This window comes from Pseudoalteromonas sp. TAB23 (genome assembly GCF_000498075.1).
Taxonomy (GTDB): domain Bacteria; phylum Pseudomonadota; class Gammaproteobacteria; order Enterobacterales; family Alteromonadaceae; genus Pseudoalteromonas; species Pseudoalteromonas arctica.
This window is the reverse complement of the sequence record NZ_AUTP01000326.1, coordinates 18,554-35,262: the sequence shown is the minus strand read 5'-3', so window position 1 is coordinate 35,262 and position 16,709 is coordinate 18,554. Positions and strand designations below refer to the sequence as shown.

Annotated in this window: 13 protein-coding genes; 10 read left to right on the top strand and 3 right to left on the bottom strand. The window is 39.7% G+C overall.

The window, feature by feature from the left end; genetic code table 11:
* The 8 genes from L654_RS0121895 to L654_RS0121860 all read left to right on the top strand — a co-directional run bounded on the left by L654_RS0121895 (window position 1) and on the right by L654_RS0121860 (window position 7,017).
* Complete coding sequence (locus L654_RS0121895; protein WP_007585410.1) at window positions 1-714, top strand: YggS family pyridoxal phosphate-dependent enzyme; 714 nt, start codon at window positions 1-3, stop codon at window positions 712-714.
* Between the two features lie 17 nt (window positions 715-731).
* Window positions 732-1,553: a pyrroline-5-carboxylate reductase gene (proC, locus tag L654_RS0121890; RefSeq protein WP_007585412.1), complete on the top strand. Its 822-nt coding sequence runs from the start codon at window positions 732-734 to the stop codon at window positions 1,551-1,553.
* 27 nt (window positions 1,554-1,580) lie between these two features.
* Entirely contained in the window at window positions 1,581-2,114 is a 534-nt protein-coding gene (locus tag L654_RS0121885; RefSeq protein ID WP_007585413.1) for a YggT family protein, read from the top strand.
* A 60-nt stretch (window positions 2,115-2,174) separates the two neighbouring features.
* Entirely contained in the window at window positions 2,175-2,618 is a 444-nt protein-coding gene (locus L654_RS0121880; protein ID WP_024609048.1) for a DUF4426 domain-containing protein, read from the top strand.
* A gap of 4 nt (window positions 2,619-2,622) precedes the next feature.
* On the top strand, window positions 2,623-3,222 hold the full coding sequence (gene rdgB, locus L654_RS0121875; RefSeq protein WP_024609047.1) for an RdgB/HAM1 family non-canonical purine NTP pyrophosphatase: 600 nt from the start codon (window positions 2,623-2,625) through the stop codon (window positions 3,220-3,222).
* On the top strand, window positions 3,219-4,355 hold the full coding sequence (gene hemW, locus L654_RS0121870; RefSeq protein WP_024590676.1) for a radical SAM family heme chaperone HemW: 1,137 nt from the start codon (window positions 3,219-3,221) through the stop codon (window positions 4,353-4,355). Before rdgB ends, hemW begins: the two co-directional genes overlap by 4 nt.
* 68 nt (window positions 4,356-4,423) lie before the next feature.
* Window positions 4,424-6,259, top strand: a complete 1,836-nt coding sequence (locus L654_RS0121865) for a DUF885 domain-containing protein (protein WP_024590675.1) — start codon at window positions 4,424-4,426, stop codon at window positions 6,257-6,259.
* 89 nt (window positions 6,260-6,348) lie between these two features.
* Entirely contained in the window at window positions 6,349-7,017 is a 669-nt protein-coding gene (locus L654_RS0121860; protein WP_024590674.1) for a hypothetical protein, read from the top strand.
* On the opposite strand, the gene L654_RS0121855 is transcribed toward L654_RS0121860, so the two are convergent.
* A complete protein-coding gene (locus tag L654_RS0121855; protein WP_007585421.1) occupies window positions 7,000-7,443 on the bottom strand; it encodes a hypothetical protein in 444 nt (147 codons plus the stop codon). The genes L654_RS0121860 and L654_RS0121855 overlap by 18 nt on opposite strands.
* Before the next feature lie 274 nt (window positions 7,444-7,717).
* Complete coding sequence (locus L654_RS0121850; RefSeq protein WP_024590673.1) at window positions 7,718-8,434, bottom strand: SIMPL domain-containing protein; 717 nt, start codon at window positions 8,432-8,434, stop codon at window positions 7,718-7,720.
* Between the two features lie 114 nt (window positions 8,435-8,548).
* On the opposite strand from L654_RS0121850, the gene L654_RS0121845 reads away from it, so the two are divergent.
* A complete protein-coding gene (locus L654_RS0121845; RefSeq protein ID WP_007586928.1) occupies window positions 8,549-11,218 on the top strand; it encodes a GNAT family N-acetyltransferase in 2,670 nt (889 codons plus the stop codon).
* Window positions 11,218-12,171 carry an ion transporter gene (locus L654_RS0121840; protein ID WP_024590672.1) on the top strand — a complete coding sequence of 318 codons (954 nt, stop codon included), beginning with the start codon at window positions 11,218-11,220 and terminating at the stop codon, window positions 12,169-12,171. Before L654_RS0121845 ends, L654_RS0121840 begins: the two co-directional genes overlap by 1 nt.
* Before the next feature lie 16 nt (window positions 12,172-12,187).
* Here L654_RS0121840 and L654_RS0121835 read toward each other — a convergent pair whose 3' ends face one another.
* Entirely contained in the window at window positions 12,188-16,690 is a 4,503-nt protein-coding gene (locus tag L654_RS0121835; protein ID WP_024609046.1) for an EAL domain-containing protein, read from the bottom strand.
* Window positions 16,691-16,709: the final 19 nt, after the last annotated feature.

Below are 16,709 nucleotides of genomic sequence, written 5' to 3'. Positions count from 1 at the left end.
ATGACTCCACAACTAACTGATAAATATATGGTTACAATAGCAGAACGACTCACATCCGCCTACGCTAGAATTGCAGACGCGGCAAAAATTGCACAACGAAACACTAACGAAGTCACTCTACTGGCAGTGTCTAAAACTAAACCAAGCGAAGATGTTATTGCAGCTTATGAGCATGGTCAGCGCGAATTTGGTGAATCTTATGTTCAAGAGGCTATAGATAAAATAGCTCAACTACAGTCATATAGCGACATCATTTGGCATTTCATTGGCCCGATTCAATCTAATAAAAGTGCTTTAGTGGCTGCCAACTTTGATTGGGTGCAAAGTGTTGATCGCATAAAAATAGCGAAACGATTAGATTCCCAGCGCCCAGACGATAAACAGCCTCTTAATATACTTATTCAAGTAAATATAAGTAATGAAGAAGCGAAGTCGGGTTGCCACCGCGATGAAATAGATGAACTTGCCGATTTTATTAACCAATGTGAGCACTTAACACTTCGAGGTTTAATGGCGATTCCCGCTAAAAGCAACGATCTGGATACGCAAATTCAATCTTTTGAGCAATTACAAACTTGCTTTGATAAACTAAAGACCCAATATCCTCAAGTAGATACTTTGTCGATGGGTATGAGTAACGATGTTGAAGCTGCCATTAGTGCAGGCTCAACCATGGTAAGGATCGGCACAGACATTTTTGGAACACGAACTTAAAAGGTGATAACAGATTTATGTCAGATAAAAAAATCGCATTTATAGGCACAGGTAATATGAGCTACGCCATTATTGGTGGCATGGTAAAAAACGGTTTTAACGCAAGTAACATTATTGCGACTAACCGCAACCAAGAAAAGCTTGAAAAGGTAGCCTTTGATTTCAAGGTGCAAACCACCAGTGACAATAACGAAGCCCTGCGCGATGCTGATGTAATTGTTTTGTCTGTTAAACCACAAATGATGGGCGATTTATGTAAATCGTTTCAAGAGTCGGGCGTAGATTTTAGCGATAAACTGTTTATTTCTGTTGCTGCTGGCTTAACTGTAAAACGTTTACGTGAAATGCTAGGTCAAGACGTTAAAATGGTACGCTGTATGCCAAATACACCGTCTTTATTAGGCCGTGGTGTATCAGGTTTATATGGCGCGGGCGAAACACAAAGCGAACACGAGTTTGTACAACAAGTTTTTGAATGCACTGGCATTGTTGTATGGGTCGAAAAAGAATCACAAATTAACGATATTATTGCTGTGACCGGCTCATCACCAGCTTACTTTTTCTTATTTATGGAAGCCATAGAAGAAAAAGCTAAAGCGCTGGGCTTTAATGATGAAGACGCTCGTCGTTTAGTACAGCAAACAGCCCTTGGCGCCGCAGAAATGGCACTTAGCCAGCCTGATATTACTATTTCGCAACTACGTTCAAACGTAACATCTAAAGGCGGTACTACTCACGCAGCTGTTGAGCACTTAAAAGATGAAGGCTTAACTAAAACCGTTGGCGATGCAATGGATGCGTGTATTGCGCGTGCAGAGCAAATGGAAAAAGAACTTTAAAACCACTTTTTTATTGAAGGTTACACTATGAATGCCATGCAATTTTTAATCAGTACCCTGTTTGATTTGTTTTTAATGGTGGTATTACTGCGCTTTTGGCTGCAGTGGGCAAAAGCCGACTTTTATAATCCAATGAGCCAGTTTGTGGTTAAAGCCACTTCGTTTGCGGTAAAACCACTGCGTAAAATCATTCCGGGGTTTGGCGGACTTGATTTAGCATCTCTGTTGCTGGCATTTATAGTGGCTGTAGCCAAAATTAGTACTTTAATGCTTGTTATATATAATGCGTGGGCAATACAGCCTGTAATTATACAAGCACTTATAACGGTACTAAAAGAAGGCCTTAACTTAGTTTTTTGGGTACTTATTATTCGCGCTATTTTAAGTTGGGTTAGCCAAGGTTATAACCCTATAGAAGCGGTTTTCCATCAGCTTACTGAACCAATGCTAAAACCAATTCGTAAAATATTGCCATCAATGGGTGGCTTAGATTTATCAGTTTTAGTGCTTATTATTGGTATTCAGTTTTTGCAAATGCTGCTTATGGATTTTTTAGTCTAATATGGATTTTTTAATTAGAGGCCCAAAGGCCTCTTTTTTATATGTTTTGAGGAATACATAATGAACCGTTTAATTAAGTTTTGTTTTATTGCTTGTTTAGCATTTGCATTTAACGCGCAAAGCGAAGAAATGCAAGGCGCACAATATAAAGAGCTTGGCCCTTGGCAAGTGCATTACATCGCCTTTCCTTCTACTTTTATTCAGCCAAAAATAGCAAAAGCGTATGGCCTTGAGCGAAGCGGATATAAAGGCATTGTGAATATTTCTATACTAAAAAATGATGCCGAAAACACAGCCCAGACGGCAAAGCTTACAGGCACAGCTAAAAACCTACTTGGCAACAAACAAACGCTTACTTTTAAAGAAGTAAAAGAAGGTGATTCAATTTATTACCTTGCCCAAGTTGATTACACCAACGAAGAGATTTTACGCTTTGAGATTGAAATACAACAAAGTAATCAATTTCAAAAATTACAGTTTCAGCAAAAATTTTACGTAGATTAATAACATGACCAAAACTTTAGTACTTGCTACAGGTAACCCTGGCAAAGTAAATGAGCTAGCTAACATGCTAAGCCCTCTGAATATTAATGTAGTTCCACAGAGCGATTTTAACGTAGATGAAGTTGCCGAAACCGGCACTACCTTTGTTGAAAATGCCATCATTAAAGCGCGTCATGCCGCTAAAATTACTGGCATGCCTGCTATTGCCGATGACTCAGGTTTAGAAGTTGATGGCCTAAATGGAGCCCCTGGTGTTTACTCAGCCCGTTTTGCAGGCCCAGGTGCCAGCGATCAAGATAACATTGATAAGTTACTCGTAGACTTGGGTAATAACCCTATCCGTAGTGCACGTTTTTGGTGTGTACTGGTATTAATGCGCCACGCAGATGACCCTACCCCCCTTATTTGCAGTGCAAGCTGGGAAGGCGAAATTACGCTCACTCAAAATGGCAACGGTGGATTTGGTTATGACCCTGTATTTTTTGTAGCAGAGAAAAATTGTACCAGTGCTGAGCTTACAAAAGAGCAAAAAAATGCAGTGAGTCATCGCGGCCAAGCACTACAAAAACTATTGCTAGAGCTACAGCAAAAAGGCGGCCTGTGAACCTTCCACCACTGAGCTTATATGTGCACGTACCTTGGTGCGTGCAAAAATGCCCGTACTGCGATTTTAATAGCCACGGACAAAAAGGTGAAATACCTGAAGCTGAATATGTTCAGCATTTAATTGATGACTTAAAAGCTGATTTGCACTTAGTGCAAGGGCGTAAAATTCACAGCATTTTTATTGGCGGCGGCACTCCGAGTCTATTAACTGGTGCAGCTTATACCCGTTTATTAAATGAAGTCGACAACCTAATTGGTCTTGAAGAACACTGCGAAATTACCCTTGAAGCCAACCCAGGTACAGTAGAAACAGGTCGTTTTAAAGATTACGTAAAAGCAGGCATTAACCGTATTTCTATTGGCGTGCAAAGCATGCAAAACGACAAGTTAAAAGCACTTGGTCGGATTCATGGCAGCGACGAGGCTAACTATGCCGCGCAACAAGCTAAAGAAGCCGGTTTAAATAGCTTTAACCTTGATTTAATGCATGGCTTACCTGGGCAAACACTTGATGATGCACTGAGTGATTTAAAACAAATAATAGCGCTCGATCCACCGCATATATCTTGGTATCAACTAACTATTGAACCCAATACTCAGTTTGCTTCAAAACCACCTACCTTGCCACAAGACGAAACACTGTGGGACATTCAAGAGCAAGGGGTCGAGTTACTAGCTCAAGCAGGTTACATACAATACGAAATATCGGGCTATGCAAAACCAGGCTATCAGTGCCAACATAACTTGAATTATTGGCGTTTTGGCGATTATCTCGGTATTGGCTGCGGCGCGCATGGTAAGGTTACTGATGCAAATACAGGGCTTATTACGCGTACTGAAAAGGTTAAACACCCACGCGGCTATATGGATTTAATTAAACCGTATATGTATAAAAGCTGGCATGTAGAGCAAGACGATTTAGCGTTTGAATTTTTTATGAATCGCTTTCGCCTTGTTGAGCCTTGCCCAATTAATGATTTTAATAAACTTACAACACTGCCACTGCAAAGTCAGCAAAGTGCATTAAACCAAGCAATTAATAAAGGTTTATTGACTCAAACAGACAGCCATTGGCAGGTAAGCTTAAAAGGTCATCGCTTTTTAAATGACCTGCTAGAATTATTTGTGTAGCCCCCAGCGCTACACAAAAAATAAATATAAAATACCCTAATGGGTTTCTAACAACAAAAGGGAAAACAATGCGTAAACTTACTTTTATTGCGGCCGCAGTAAGCGTTGCACTACTTGCTGGTTGCCAGCAAACAACACAACAAGCGACTTCAGCTCCTATTGCACAAGCAGTTCAGTCACAACAAAGTGAAATAGACAAAGCCAATGCATTTTTTGAAGATACATTTAACCGCGACGTAATGAGCAGTCCTGTATATCAAACATACATGGGTATTAAGCAAGATTACGATAAGTGGGATGATGGCAGCGAAGAAAGACAGCTTAAAGATTTAGCGCAAACGAAAGCTGACCTAGTTGCACTAAAAGCAATCAGCCGTGATTTATTAGATGATGCAACAAAAGTTAGCTACGACTTAAAAAAACAAGATCTTGAAAGCTCAATTGCTGACTTTAAATGGCGCTACCATAATTACCCTGTGAACCAAATGTTTGGTACGCATTCTATGATCCCTGCATTTTTAATTAATCAGCACTCAATTAGTAATGTAAAAGAAGCTAAAGACTACATTTCTCGTTTAAATGGTGTAACTGGTGTTATTGATCAGCTTATCGTTGATTTAACTGTACGTGCAGAAAAAGGCATCATAGCCCCTAAGTTTGTATTCCCGCATGTTATTGATTCAAGCAAAAACATTATTCACGGTGCACCGTTTGAAAAAGGCGATGATTCTACATTGCTTGCTGACTTTAAACGTAAAGTAACAGCGCTTGAAATTAGCCAAGACGAAAAAGACTCGTTAATCAGCGATGCATCAGATGCATTAAAATCGGCTGTTAAACCATCTTACTCTAAGTTAATTAATTACCTTGCACAGCTTGAAAAACGCGCAGATGATCGCGATGGCGCATGGAAATTACCTGATGGCGAAGCGTTTTATAACAACGCACTTAAGCGCACAACTACAACAGATTTAACGGCTAAAGAAATTCATGCAATTGGTCTATCTGAAGTGACACGTATTCATGATGAAATGCGTGAAATTAAAGACAAAGTTGGCTTTAAAGGCGACTTAAAAGCGTTTATGCAGTTTATGAAAACTGACAAGCAATTTTACTACCCTAATGATGCACAAGGTAAACAACGCTACCTTGATGAAGCCACTGGGCTTATTGATACAATGAAAACGCGTTTAGATGAGCTATTCATTGTTAAACCAAAAGCTGATTTAAAAGTAAAAGCGGTTGAAGCATTCCGTGAAAAAGCGGCAGGTAAAGCATTTTACCAACAGCCAGCTCCAGATGGGTCACGCCCAGGTGTTTACTACGCTAACCTTTACGATATGGAAGCAATGCCAACGTATCAAATGGAAGCACTGGCTTACCACGAAGGTATTCCGGGACACCACATGCAAATAGCTATTTCGCAAGAGCTAGAAGGTATTCCTAAATTCCGTAAGTTTGGTGGCTACACAGCGTATATTGAAGGCTGGGGTTTATACTCAGAGTTCATTCCTAAAGAAATGGGCATGTACTCAGACCCTTACTCTGATTTTGGTCGCCTTTCAATGGAATTATGGCGCGCATGTCGCTTAGTTGTTGATACAGGTATTCACGCAATGAAGTGGACTCGCCAAGAAGGTATTGATTACTACGTAAATAACACCCCTAATGCTACATCTGACGGTGTTAAAATGGTTGAGCGTCACATTGTAATGCCTTCACAAGCAACCGCTTATAAAGTGGGTATGCTTAAGATTTTAGAACTTCGTGAAGACGCTAAAAAGCAACTGGGTGATAAATTTGATATTCGCCAGTTCCACGACGTAGTGCTTAAAAATGGTCCTGTACCACTTAATGTACTAGAAAACTTTGTTAATGAATGGGTAGCAAGCAAAAAGGCTTAAAACCAATTTAAACAATTGCTTTAAATATGAAAGGTCGCATTTGCGGCCTTTTTTGTTTTATAGTAGCAAAAAAGATTTTGGAAATAATAATGGATTTAAGCATACAACTACTTAATGCGCGTATTTCAAAGCAGCAGTTAAATGAACTCGATAACGACTTTAGACAGTTAAGCCCTGCTCAGCAAACTTTGCAGCTTAACCATTTATATGACAGCGCCCAACGGTTGAGTGTTAAGTATGACTTTATGCAAAACATAGCAATCCGTATATTAAGTACTAATACAGCACCTTCTCTATTTATTAACCAACTCACTAATATTGACGCATTGAGCTTTTTCACCCCAGCGCTGAGAGTAAATAAAGGCTTTTTAGTACAAGATACTCAAGGAAATAACGTACTGCACAATGTGTTTAAGCATGCCGATGCTACAAAGCTACCATTTAACTATGTACGCTCTTTAATGTTGTTTGAATCAAATGATGACTTAGTTAAAGCACTCGCGCAGCCCAACTCTCACGGATTAACACCAGTTGCCTGCTACATTGCCTATGCAAATAAACCGAGCACACCGGTAAAGCATGAATTTTCAGCTTTGTTAGCATTAATGGAAATAGAGCAAAAACAAAACCCTAACGCAAAACAGCAGCTTGCCAACGTACTAAAAGGGCAAAAAGTTAACGAGACCACAATTTTACTGAGCGCCGCTTACTTGCAACGCTCAACGGCGCAAGTTGCTCACTTAATCAAGGCGCTTTAATTCACTCACAACTTCTGTACGCACACTGTCTATGGCATGTGTAATAGATTGCGCAGCACTTTGCTGATCAACCATATTTGGCCAATTTGTTTGCCAGACCTTTTGTAAGTCTTTTGTTTTTAAATGTACTTTATCAACGGCTAAGTAGCTTAAGTCATGAATTAAGTTAACTTTAACCCAGCCTTTTCTAGGGCTGCCATCTATTTTGTTATTATCGTAATGTGCGGCAAATACAATAAGCTCAAGCTCGGCTAGTTCTTGTAAAATTTGAAAGCTAGCAATGCGTGTATTGTTGTTCTCTTCACTTGCCTCCATTCGCCATGCATTATAACTAAAGCCTATAAACGCAAACACTACGCTCGCTATAGCAGTAAAAAAATACGAACGGGGCGCCAGTACAAACTGACCATATTTAGACTCTGACATATTATTTCCTAGGGCCTGTTTATCTTTCGAGGTTAAATTTGCAGCAGTATGTTTGGTATTTAGGCAAGGCAGAGCCTATGCAGTGTGGTTATTCCCCATAAATAGGCGATAACGTGGAATAAATGCCAAACATACGCTGCCCGAAGGGTTCTGCCTAGGGGCAATTTACTCTTTGTTGCTCGGTTTTTACTTAGCCCGCTAGGTTACAAACCTCACGCCGCGATTAAATCGCCCCTAGATTGAACAAATTTTAATCCTGAAAGGTCAACAGGCCCTAGTCATTTAAATAATATTCAACACTGGTTACCACTCTTATATTTTTTATTTGCGGTGTGTTTGAATCTCGATTACTGATACTAAATTGCCCTTGGCGAGCTGTTTTTATTTTGCCTAATTTTGAATTAGAGTCTTTAGCAAATTTATTAGCGACTTCACGCGCTTTTTCAGTTGCTTCTTGCACCATCGCAGGTTTTACATCATTGAGGCCAGTAAAAATATATTCAACTTTTGTTTCGTAGCTGTCCTGCACTATTGCGATATCTTGTTTAGCAAGTTGGCTCACTTTGCTCAGCGCGTTTTGCACTTTATCTGGCGCATCAGAATAAACAATAATATTTGAGCGCACTATGTATCTAAATTGCTGATTTTCATTACTGTATTCACGTGCTTGCTTATCAATAACTGACTGGCTGCCTATTGTTATTTCATCGTCGTCAAAACCATGCAGTTTTAAAAAAGCAGTTACAGCATCATTTTTTTTCTCAACTCGGCTGACTAATTTTTCAAGATTATTGTCGGCATCACTAAATTGCAGAGGCCAAATTACCGTATCGGCTATAACTTCTCGCTCGGCCAATCCCTTAACCTGCACAGTACGTTCCATCTCTTTTACACTGAGAGCTGTGCTCTTTAAAATAAACCCTAAGCTAATTAAGCCTATACTTAAACAAATAGCCGCTATAACAATGTAAAAACCGGGGGTTTTATTCACAATAATCTCCTTGATTGATATCAATAATAAGCATCTAGACGCTCGAAATAACACAGTAAACAGGGTACATTGAGACTATAAATAACGCAAAATTTAATCAGCCTAGGAAAAACCATGAGCCTTAAGCGCATTACCCAGTTTTTTAACCCAAGCTCAGTGGCCGTTATTGGTGCCTCTAATATATCAACTCGTGCTGGTTTTGTGGTTATGCGCAACTTACTTCAAGGCGGTTTTAAAGGGCCGATAATGCCCGTTACTCCAAGCCATAGCGCAGTACATGGCGTACTTGCTTACCCCTCTATTGCTGACTTACCAAAAGTACCCGACCTTGCTGTTATTTGTACTAACAAAAATACCTTAATTGATATTATTGAGCAGCTTGGAGAGCTTGGCTGTAAAACGGCTATTGTTATTGCAGATGGGCTTTCTGGAGAGCAAAAAAGCGCACTTAAAGCATGCGCTCAAGCCAAACAGGTTACTTTGCTTGGACCCAATTGTTTGGGCTTGCTGATCCCTCATATTGGTTTAAATGCGAGCTTTTCACATACCGTGGCGAGCCCAGGTAAAATTGCATTTGTATCGCAATCAGCAGCTGTATGCTCAACCATTTTAGATTGGGCTAAAAACAAAGAAATTGGCTTTTCATATTTTGTATCGGTAGGTGATTGCCTTGATATAAACTTTAATGAACTACTCGACTTTTTAGGTCGTGATGCTAAAACCAAAGCTATTTTACTCTACATTGATAACATTGAAGATATTCGTGGCTTTATATCAGCAGCAAGAGCCGCGGCCTTTAGTAAACCTGTAATTGCAATTAAAACAGGTAAAACAAGTGCAGGCGCACTTGCAGCCGAAATTCACACCGGTGGAAAGCAAAGCTCTGATGCTGTTTACGATGCGTTATTTCAACGAGCGGGTATGCTGCGCGTAAATGATTTACGAGAGCTATTTGCAGCGACACAAACACTCGCCATGCATCCAAAATTATTAAAAGTAGAGCAACTGACAATTTTAACTAATGGTGGCGGCCCGGGTGTTATGGCCGTTGATGAGCTAATTCAAAGCTCCGGTAAATTAGCAGAACTAAGCATTGAAACCCGAAATGCGCTAAATAAAGTTATTCCGCAATCAGAAACCACCTCAAACCCTGTGGATATTTTTGGCGACTCAGCACCTGCGCGTTATAAGCAAGCATTAGAAATTTTACTGCACGCAAAAGAAGTTAAAAACTTACTGATTATCCATACTCCCTCAGCGCTTGCGCCCAGCGAAGACTACGCCAACATTATTGTAGAAACCTTACAAACATTACCCAAAATGGCACGCCCTTACGTTATAACTAATTTTATGGGTGAAGACGCATCTTACGCCGCCAGAAAAGTGTGCTCAAACAACGCAATACCAACTTATAGAACACCAGAGGGTGCTGTTGGCGCGTTTATGCACTTGGTAACGTATCGCCGTAACCAAAAGCATTTAACGCAAACACCTGAGTCGAATACTGATGACGCAAAAATAAATAAAGTAGCAGCTAAAGCGCTTATTAATGAGTTTTTAGATGACGGACAAAGCTACTTACCTACCCATCAGGCAAGCCAAGTATTAAATCACTATGGTATTACATGCATTCAAACTGAGGTGGCTTACACCCCAACAGAAGCCAGAGAGCAAGCCATAGAACTTGGTTTTCCGGTCGCGTTAAAACTTATTAGCCCAAGTATTGCTTCAAAGTCTGAAGTAGGTGGTGTGGTGCTTAACTTAAACGACGCCAACGAGGTTGAACAAACCGCTTTTGCAATGCTTATCCGTATTAAAAACACTTATCCGGATGCTGTTATTGAAGGGTTTTCATTACAAAAAATGGCGCCGCGAGCAGGCGCAAATGAGCTGCGAATTGCGATTAAAACCGAGCCTAATTTTGGTCCTGTTATATTATTAGGTGAAGCAGGAACCGGCCTTGAATATGCGCAAGCCGCCGTTGCTCTGCCTCCACTAAATATGAACTTAGCAAAGTATTTAATTGCGGCAGCGCACGATAAAGGCGTACTAAAGGAGCGCATATTACCCGAAAAAGTTGATAAGTATCGTTTGTGTGCACTGCTAACGCGTATTTCTCAGTTAGTTATTGATCAACCTGACATAAGCTCAATGGAACTTAATCCTATTCTTGCCAGTAATGGACAGTTTTTAGTGCTCGATGCCACCATGACACTTAGCCGCTATCAAACTCAGAGCAATCGTAAGCGCTTATCTATTCGTCCCTACCCTATTGAACTTGTTGAAGTGGTAACACTTAAAAACAACACCCAGGCTACGCTCAGGCCAATAAAGCCAGAAGATGAACAAGCTCATAAAGCATTTGACGAGTCACTTAATAAAGAAGACAGATATAAACGCTTTTTTGGCGAACTACCACAATTTAACCACGATCAACTCGCTAAAATGACGCAAATTGATTACGACCGTGAAATGGCGTTTATTGTTTGCCAGCGCTTTGAAGGTAAAACACGTACATTAGGTGTATCTCGCGTCATTATGGACCCCGATAACCTGCATGCTGAGTTTGCCATTGTAGTACGCTCAGATTGCCAAGGCTTAGGGCTTGGTCGCATACTAATGAGTGCTGCAATTAACCACTGTAAACGCCAAGGTGTTGAGTCGATTGAAGGCATAACTTTACCAGAGAATACGGGGATGATTGAGCTTGCCCGTAAGTTAGGCTTTAAAATTAGTCGCGACTTTGAAGAAGGCAGTATTAATATGGTACTTAAACTTAAATAATGAATGAACCACACACTTTAAGACAAAAAATGGCTTGCCTGTTTGAAGGCACAGGCCAGTACCATCGAGCAGGACATATTCTTGATATTGCACTCATTAGCTTAATAATGATTAACGTTGTAGCCATTGTTATTGAATCAATTCCAAGTGTGGCAGAGCAGTATTACAACGAATTCTTAGTTTTAGAAATTGTCTCGGTCGCTATTTTTGCTATTGAGTACTTAGCCAGACTTTGGGCTTGCGTAGATAAAACACAATATGCAGCAATGGAAGGGTCTCATACCAAACGTCGGCTTAGCTATTTTTTCTCCCCTTTGGCAATTGTTGATTTAATTGCGATTTTACCAAGCTTAATGATGTTTTTATTTCCTCTCGATTTACGTTTTTTACGCGTGCTCCGACTATTAAGGGTATTTAAACTCACTCGCTACTCACGCGCCATGCAGCTACTTTTAAAAGCCTTTAACGATGAAGGTAGTTCATTAATGGCTGCTTTTTTTATTATGGCCGTCGTGCTTATTTTAGCTTCATGCGGAATTTACTTAATTGAGCACGACATACAACCCGATAAATTTGGCTCTATTCCTGCGGCTATGTGGTGGGCAATGGCAACATTAACAACCGTTGGTTATGGCGATGTAGTACCTATAACGCCATTGGGTAAGTTTTTCGGCGGTGTTATAACACTACTGAGCATGGGAATGGTTGCGATACCTACCGGTTTACTGGCGTCTAGTTTTTCAGAACAAATACGTAAACGCCGCCAATTTTTTGAAGATGCCGTACATGAACAAATTCAAGATGGCACTCTTAATGATACTCAACAAGAACACCTAGAAGAACTACGCTATAAATTAGGCTTGAGTAAACTAGAAGCTAATAAGGCCATTAAAACGCAGTTGAATGAGCATAATAGCCATTTGTTTTGCAGGCACTGCGGTAAAAGGCCTTAAATAAGTACTGCTATTATTAATTAAATATGTCACTCCAATTGCGATTAATAAGCGGGAGTACTTCGGTATTAGGTACCGGTTTACTAAATAAGTACCCTTGGAAATGCATGCATCCTCGCGCCTTTAAAAAGGCGAGTTGGTGCGAGCTTTCTACGCCTTCAGCTACACATTCTTTACCTAAACTATCAGCAAGCGCGAGTATTGATTGAATAATAGCTTCATCGTCAGAATCTATGCCTATGTCTTGTACAAAGCTTCTATCTATTTTTAATACATCAATAGGAAAACGCTTTAAATAAGTAAGCGATGCGTAACCCGTACCAAAATCATCCATATACAATCTACAGCCCAACTTTTTAAGTTGTTCCATGCTGTGTAGCGCTTCTTTTGAATCACGCATTAATATTGATTCGGTTATTTCAAAAACAATTGCCTCAGACGACACTCCTGAATTACTTAACGCTTTTTTAATTTCAGGAACAAGGTCTTTAAACTCAAAATCAAGAGCCGATAAATTAATAGATAAATACAGGCTAGGTGAGGCTTTTCGCCACTCTTTTAGCTCTAATAAAGCGCGCGCAAAAGTCTGCAGCATAATTTTTGTAATTAGGCCTATACCTTCTGCTGCCACCGAAAACTCTTGAGTTTGCACAAGCTTATTTTCAGGCCAACGCAGCAGTACTTCAAAGCCTTCTGTTTTTTGACTTTCAGCGTTAATAATAGGCTGGTAGTAATTACAAAATTCTTCTTCTTGATACGCTTTAGTTAGCTGAGACTCAAGATGCAGCGCTCTTTGAACATGCTGATTCATCTCTTGCTTATAAAACTGATAACGCCCCTCTAAAGAGTCTTTTGCATGATATAACGCTATGCTCGCAGCTTTTAAAAGCGCAGAGCCTTGCTGTGCATCATCTGGTGATGTAGACACACCAATACTTAAATTAACGTTTACAACTTGGCCATTAATCGTAATATTTTGATTCACACAATCCATCAACTTAGTGCATATAATGAGTACTTGTTCGATTTGCTGAATATCTTCCACCAGTACTACAAATTCATCGCCACCAAATCGAGCAACACTATCCGATGGACGCAAGGAGCATTTTAAACGCTCAGCAACCTCTTTAATTAGCTCATCAGCAACTGCATGCCCCAAAGAGTCATTAAAGTATTTAAAACGCTTAATATTTATATGTAATAAAGCAACTTTACATTCGTGCAATTTTGCTTGCTCAAGGGCGTGTTCAACGCGGTCATTAAATAATGTACGATTTGGCAACCCTGTTAAGGCATCGTAGTTGGCCAATAAGTGCAGCTCATTTTCGGCTGATTTTTGTGCATTTATATCGGTTAAAATAATGACATAGCTATTAAGGCGCTGTTCGTTATCGGCCACTGCACTTATTTTCACAAGTACATGGCGTGGCTCACCACTTGCTAAAACTACACTGTCTTCACACGAAAAGTGCTCTCCAATGGATAGCTTTTGCATTATGCGTAAATAATCAAAACGATTGCTGCGCGATATACCTAAATTTAATGCTCGACTAGATAACGACTCAGCAGAGAAATTAAAGGCGGTTTGCAGTGATTTATTAGAAGCCCGAATATTTAAATTTTTATCGAGGATAAACACCCAATCACGTGTTTGCTCAAATGCTGCCGTAAATAGTAAAGCGTGTTCTTCAAACACCATCTCACGGGTCATATTTGTGTAGGTACCCGCTACTTTTTGTGGCGTTTTATCATCCCACTCAACGACTTTTCCAAAATCCTTATACCAGCGCCAATAGCCTTTTGCATGGCGCAGGCGGTAGGTGCAATTAAAGTAACCTTTATCGGTAGATAAAAACTCAAGCCACTCTAAGCGAAATAGCTGTTTGTCTTGCGGATGAATTTTAGATAAATATTCATCAAGGCTCACGGTTTCATTTTCGTAACCTAACTCACTCGCTAAGCGAGGTTGGTAAATACTTGGATTGCTTGATTCCCAATCCCAAACACCCGATTCGCTGCCTTCAAGCGCTAGCTTTAAACGCGCTTCGCTTTCTTTACTTTCTTTATTTGCTGCCAATAAAATACGCTGAATTTTATTACGGCGCATAACCCACATAGCAACAAAGCCAATAAACAGCATGCCATAAAGCACCATAAAATAAGGTGCACGCCAAAGTGGATACTTTACTTTTATTTTTAAAATAGCAGGCGAGGTATATTCGCCAGTCAGGGGGTCTTTAGCCCAAACTTTTAATTGATAATTACCTGGATTCAATTTTGGAAACAATACACGGTTGTTATTTCGGGTATAACTTTTTTGTCCGTTATCGAGTTGATACTCATAAATGATGCGTTCTTGATTACTAAATGCCATGGCCGAAAATGCAACTTCAAGCCCTATATCATCATGGTTTAACACAACCTCGTTGAGCGGTTGTTTTAAATCAAGCGATAAATCTCGTGACATTAAATCAACTCGCGTAATATTTACGTGATCAATAAGCGACTGATAGTTTTGGTTTTCCATTGGATGAAAATAAGTAAAACCTTTTAAGCTACCATACGCAATATGGCCATCTTTAAGCTGTGCCATGGCGTTGCTATTGAACTCAGCAGAGAGTAGCCCTTCTGATGTAGAAAATTGCTGAAAATGAAGTGTTTCTGGGTTTAATCGCCAAATGCCTTTATGGCTACTCATCCAGATCATGCCATCATCATCTAGCACCATATCGTATAGCAGGGTGCCTAATTTATTCCTCTCTAAATCGATTGTATGGACTAATTGATAAGTAGATGCGTCAAGGCCTATTAAGCCGAAATTAGAAAGTGATATCCACAATATATTGTTGTTATCAATTAAGTAAGAAAGCACACTAATGGCTACGTTTTCATGCTGTTTTGGCACTTTATAAATCATTTTAAGTGCTAAATCACTTGGGTTTACTTGGTATAAAATACCGGCATTAAAAAATAATGGTGAATCTGGTTTATTGCTCAGCGCAGGTAAAAAGCCATGGGCTAAAAAGGGTTCAAATTGATCAAACTGACCACCCAAACGCGTTATTACTTGAGAATCTATATTGTATATAAATACCCCATGATCTGAGTGCACAAAGTATAGATCGCCATTTGGCATTAATGTAACGCCATGTACCCTACCGGTAATTAACTCCTGATTAGCAGGGTTATGTACTTTAGGTTCGCTAACTTGATGCGTTACAGGGTCAAAAATAAACAAACCACGATTTGTATAAAGCCATAAATTATTTTTATAAGGCGTTATTTCATATACGGTAAACTCAGTGGTGAGTAAGTCGACTTTGTAATCTTTTAAATAAGCTTTACCAATATTTGTTTTTAAATCAACCTCGGTAATACCGTTATGCGTTGCAAGCCAAAGCTTGTCTTTATATTCGGTAATCCCCCAGATAGAGTGATGCGATAAACCATCCCCCCCGAGCAAAGTGCCATCGACATTATTAAAATGATAGCTGTCATGAGATAAATAAAACGCACCATCAGTCTTAGTCGCAACCCATGTACCACCCGATTTATCTTTAGCCATATCAATAATACTGGTATCGGCAAGTGTGTACTTACTTTGGGCTATTCGAGTATTTTTAATCATCTCCCCGGTGTTTAAATCAAATTTAAACAAGCCTTTATCGGTAGCTAAATCTATTTTTCCGTGTTCGTTTACTATGCTCCAAACATTTAGGTCACTTAGTAATACCTTACTTTCAAAAGGTAAATCGGGGCGTTCAAACATTTTTGATAAGTTACTAATATCAACTTCGTATAAACCTTGGACCGCCCCTACTAACAACTGTTTATTTTCACCTAATGCGAACGACTTAACATTATTTTGGTAAATATGCTCAGCTTCACCTTTTAAGTGCTGTAGGGGCCTAACTTGCTCTGTTGCAATATCAAATACATATGCGCCATGGCTTGTACCTATAAATATATAACCATTGTAGGCAAAGAGCTTTCTCACAAGGGTGTTTTTATATTTAGCCGGAAGCTCAAAAATAGTTGTGATTTTTCCGGTTGCTATATCAAGCTTTGCAAAGTCGCGGCCTCGGCCAATCCAAAGTGTTTTTTTATCAACGGCCACCATACTAAAAACAGACTGATTGATAATTTCTTCTTCACTGGTAGGTTTTTCTAGAAATTGCTGATATGAATCTGTTACGGGGTCGTATCTAAATAGGCCTGCAAGTAAAGAGGCTATCCAAATGTGCCCTTGAGGGTCTTGGTAAATACGATCAATGATCGCTTCTTCTAATTCACCATTAGGGCCGTTTATTGGAATAACTTGATAGCCATCATAACGATTAAGCCCAGCCTCAGTAGAAAGCCAAAGGTAACCATTAGTGTCGATAAGCATTGTATTAACGTAGCTTTGCGATAAGCCTTCGCTTGGAGATAAACGTTTTACTTGTGCGCTTACTTGGCAACTTAGGATAGTTATTAAAACTACAAAGCAACTAATGATCCCATTAACGCATTTACTCATGCTTATTCCATATTATTAT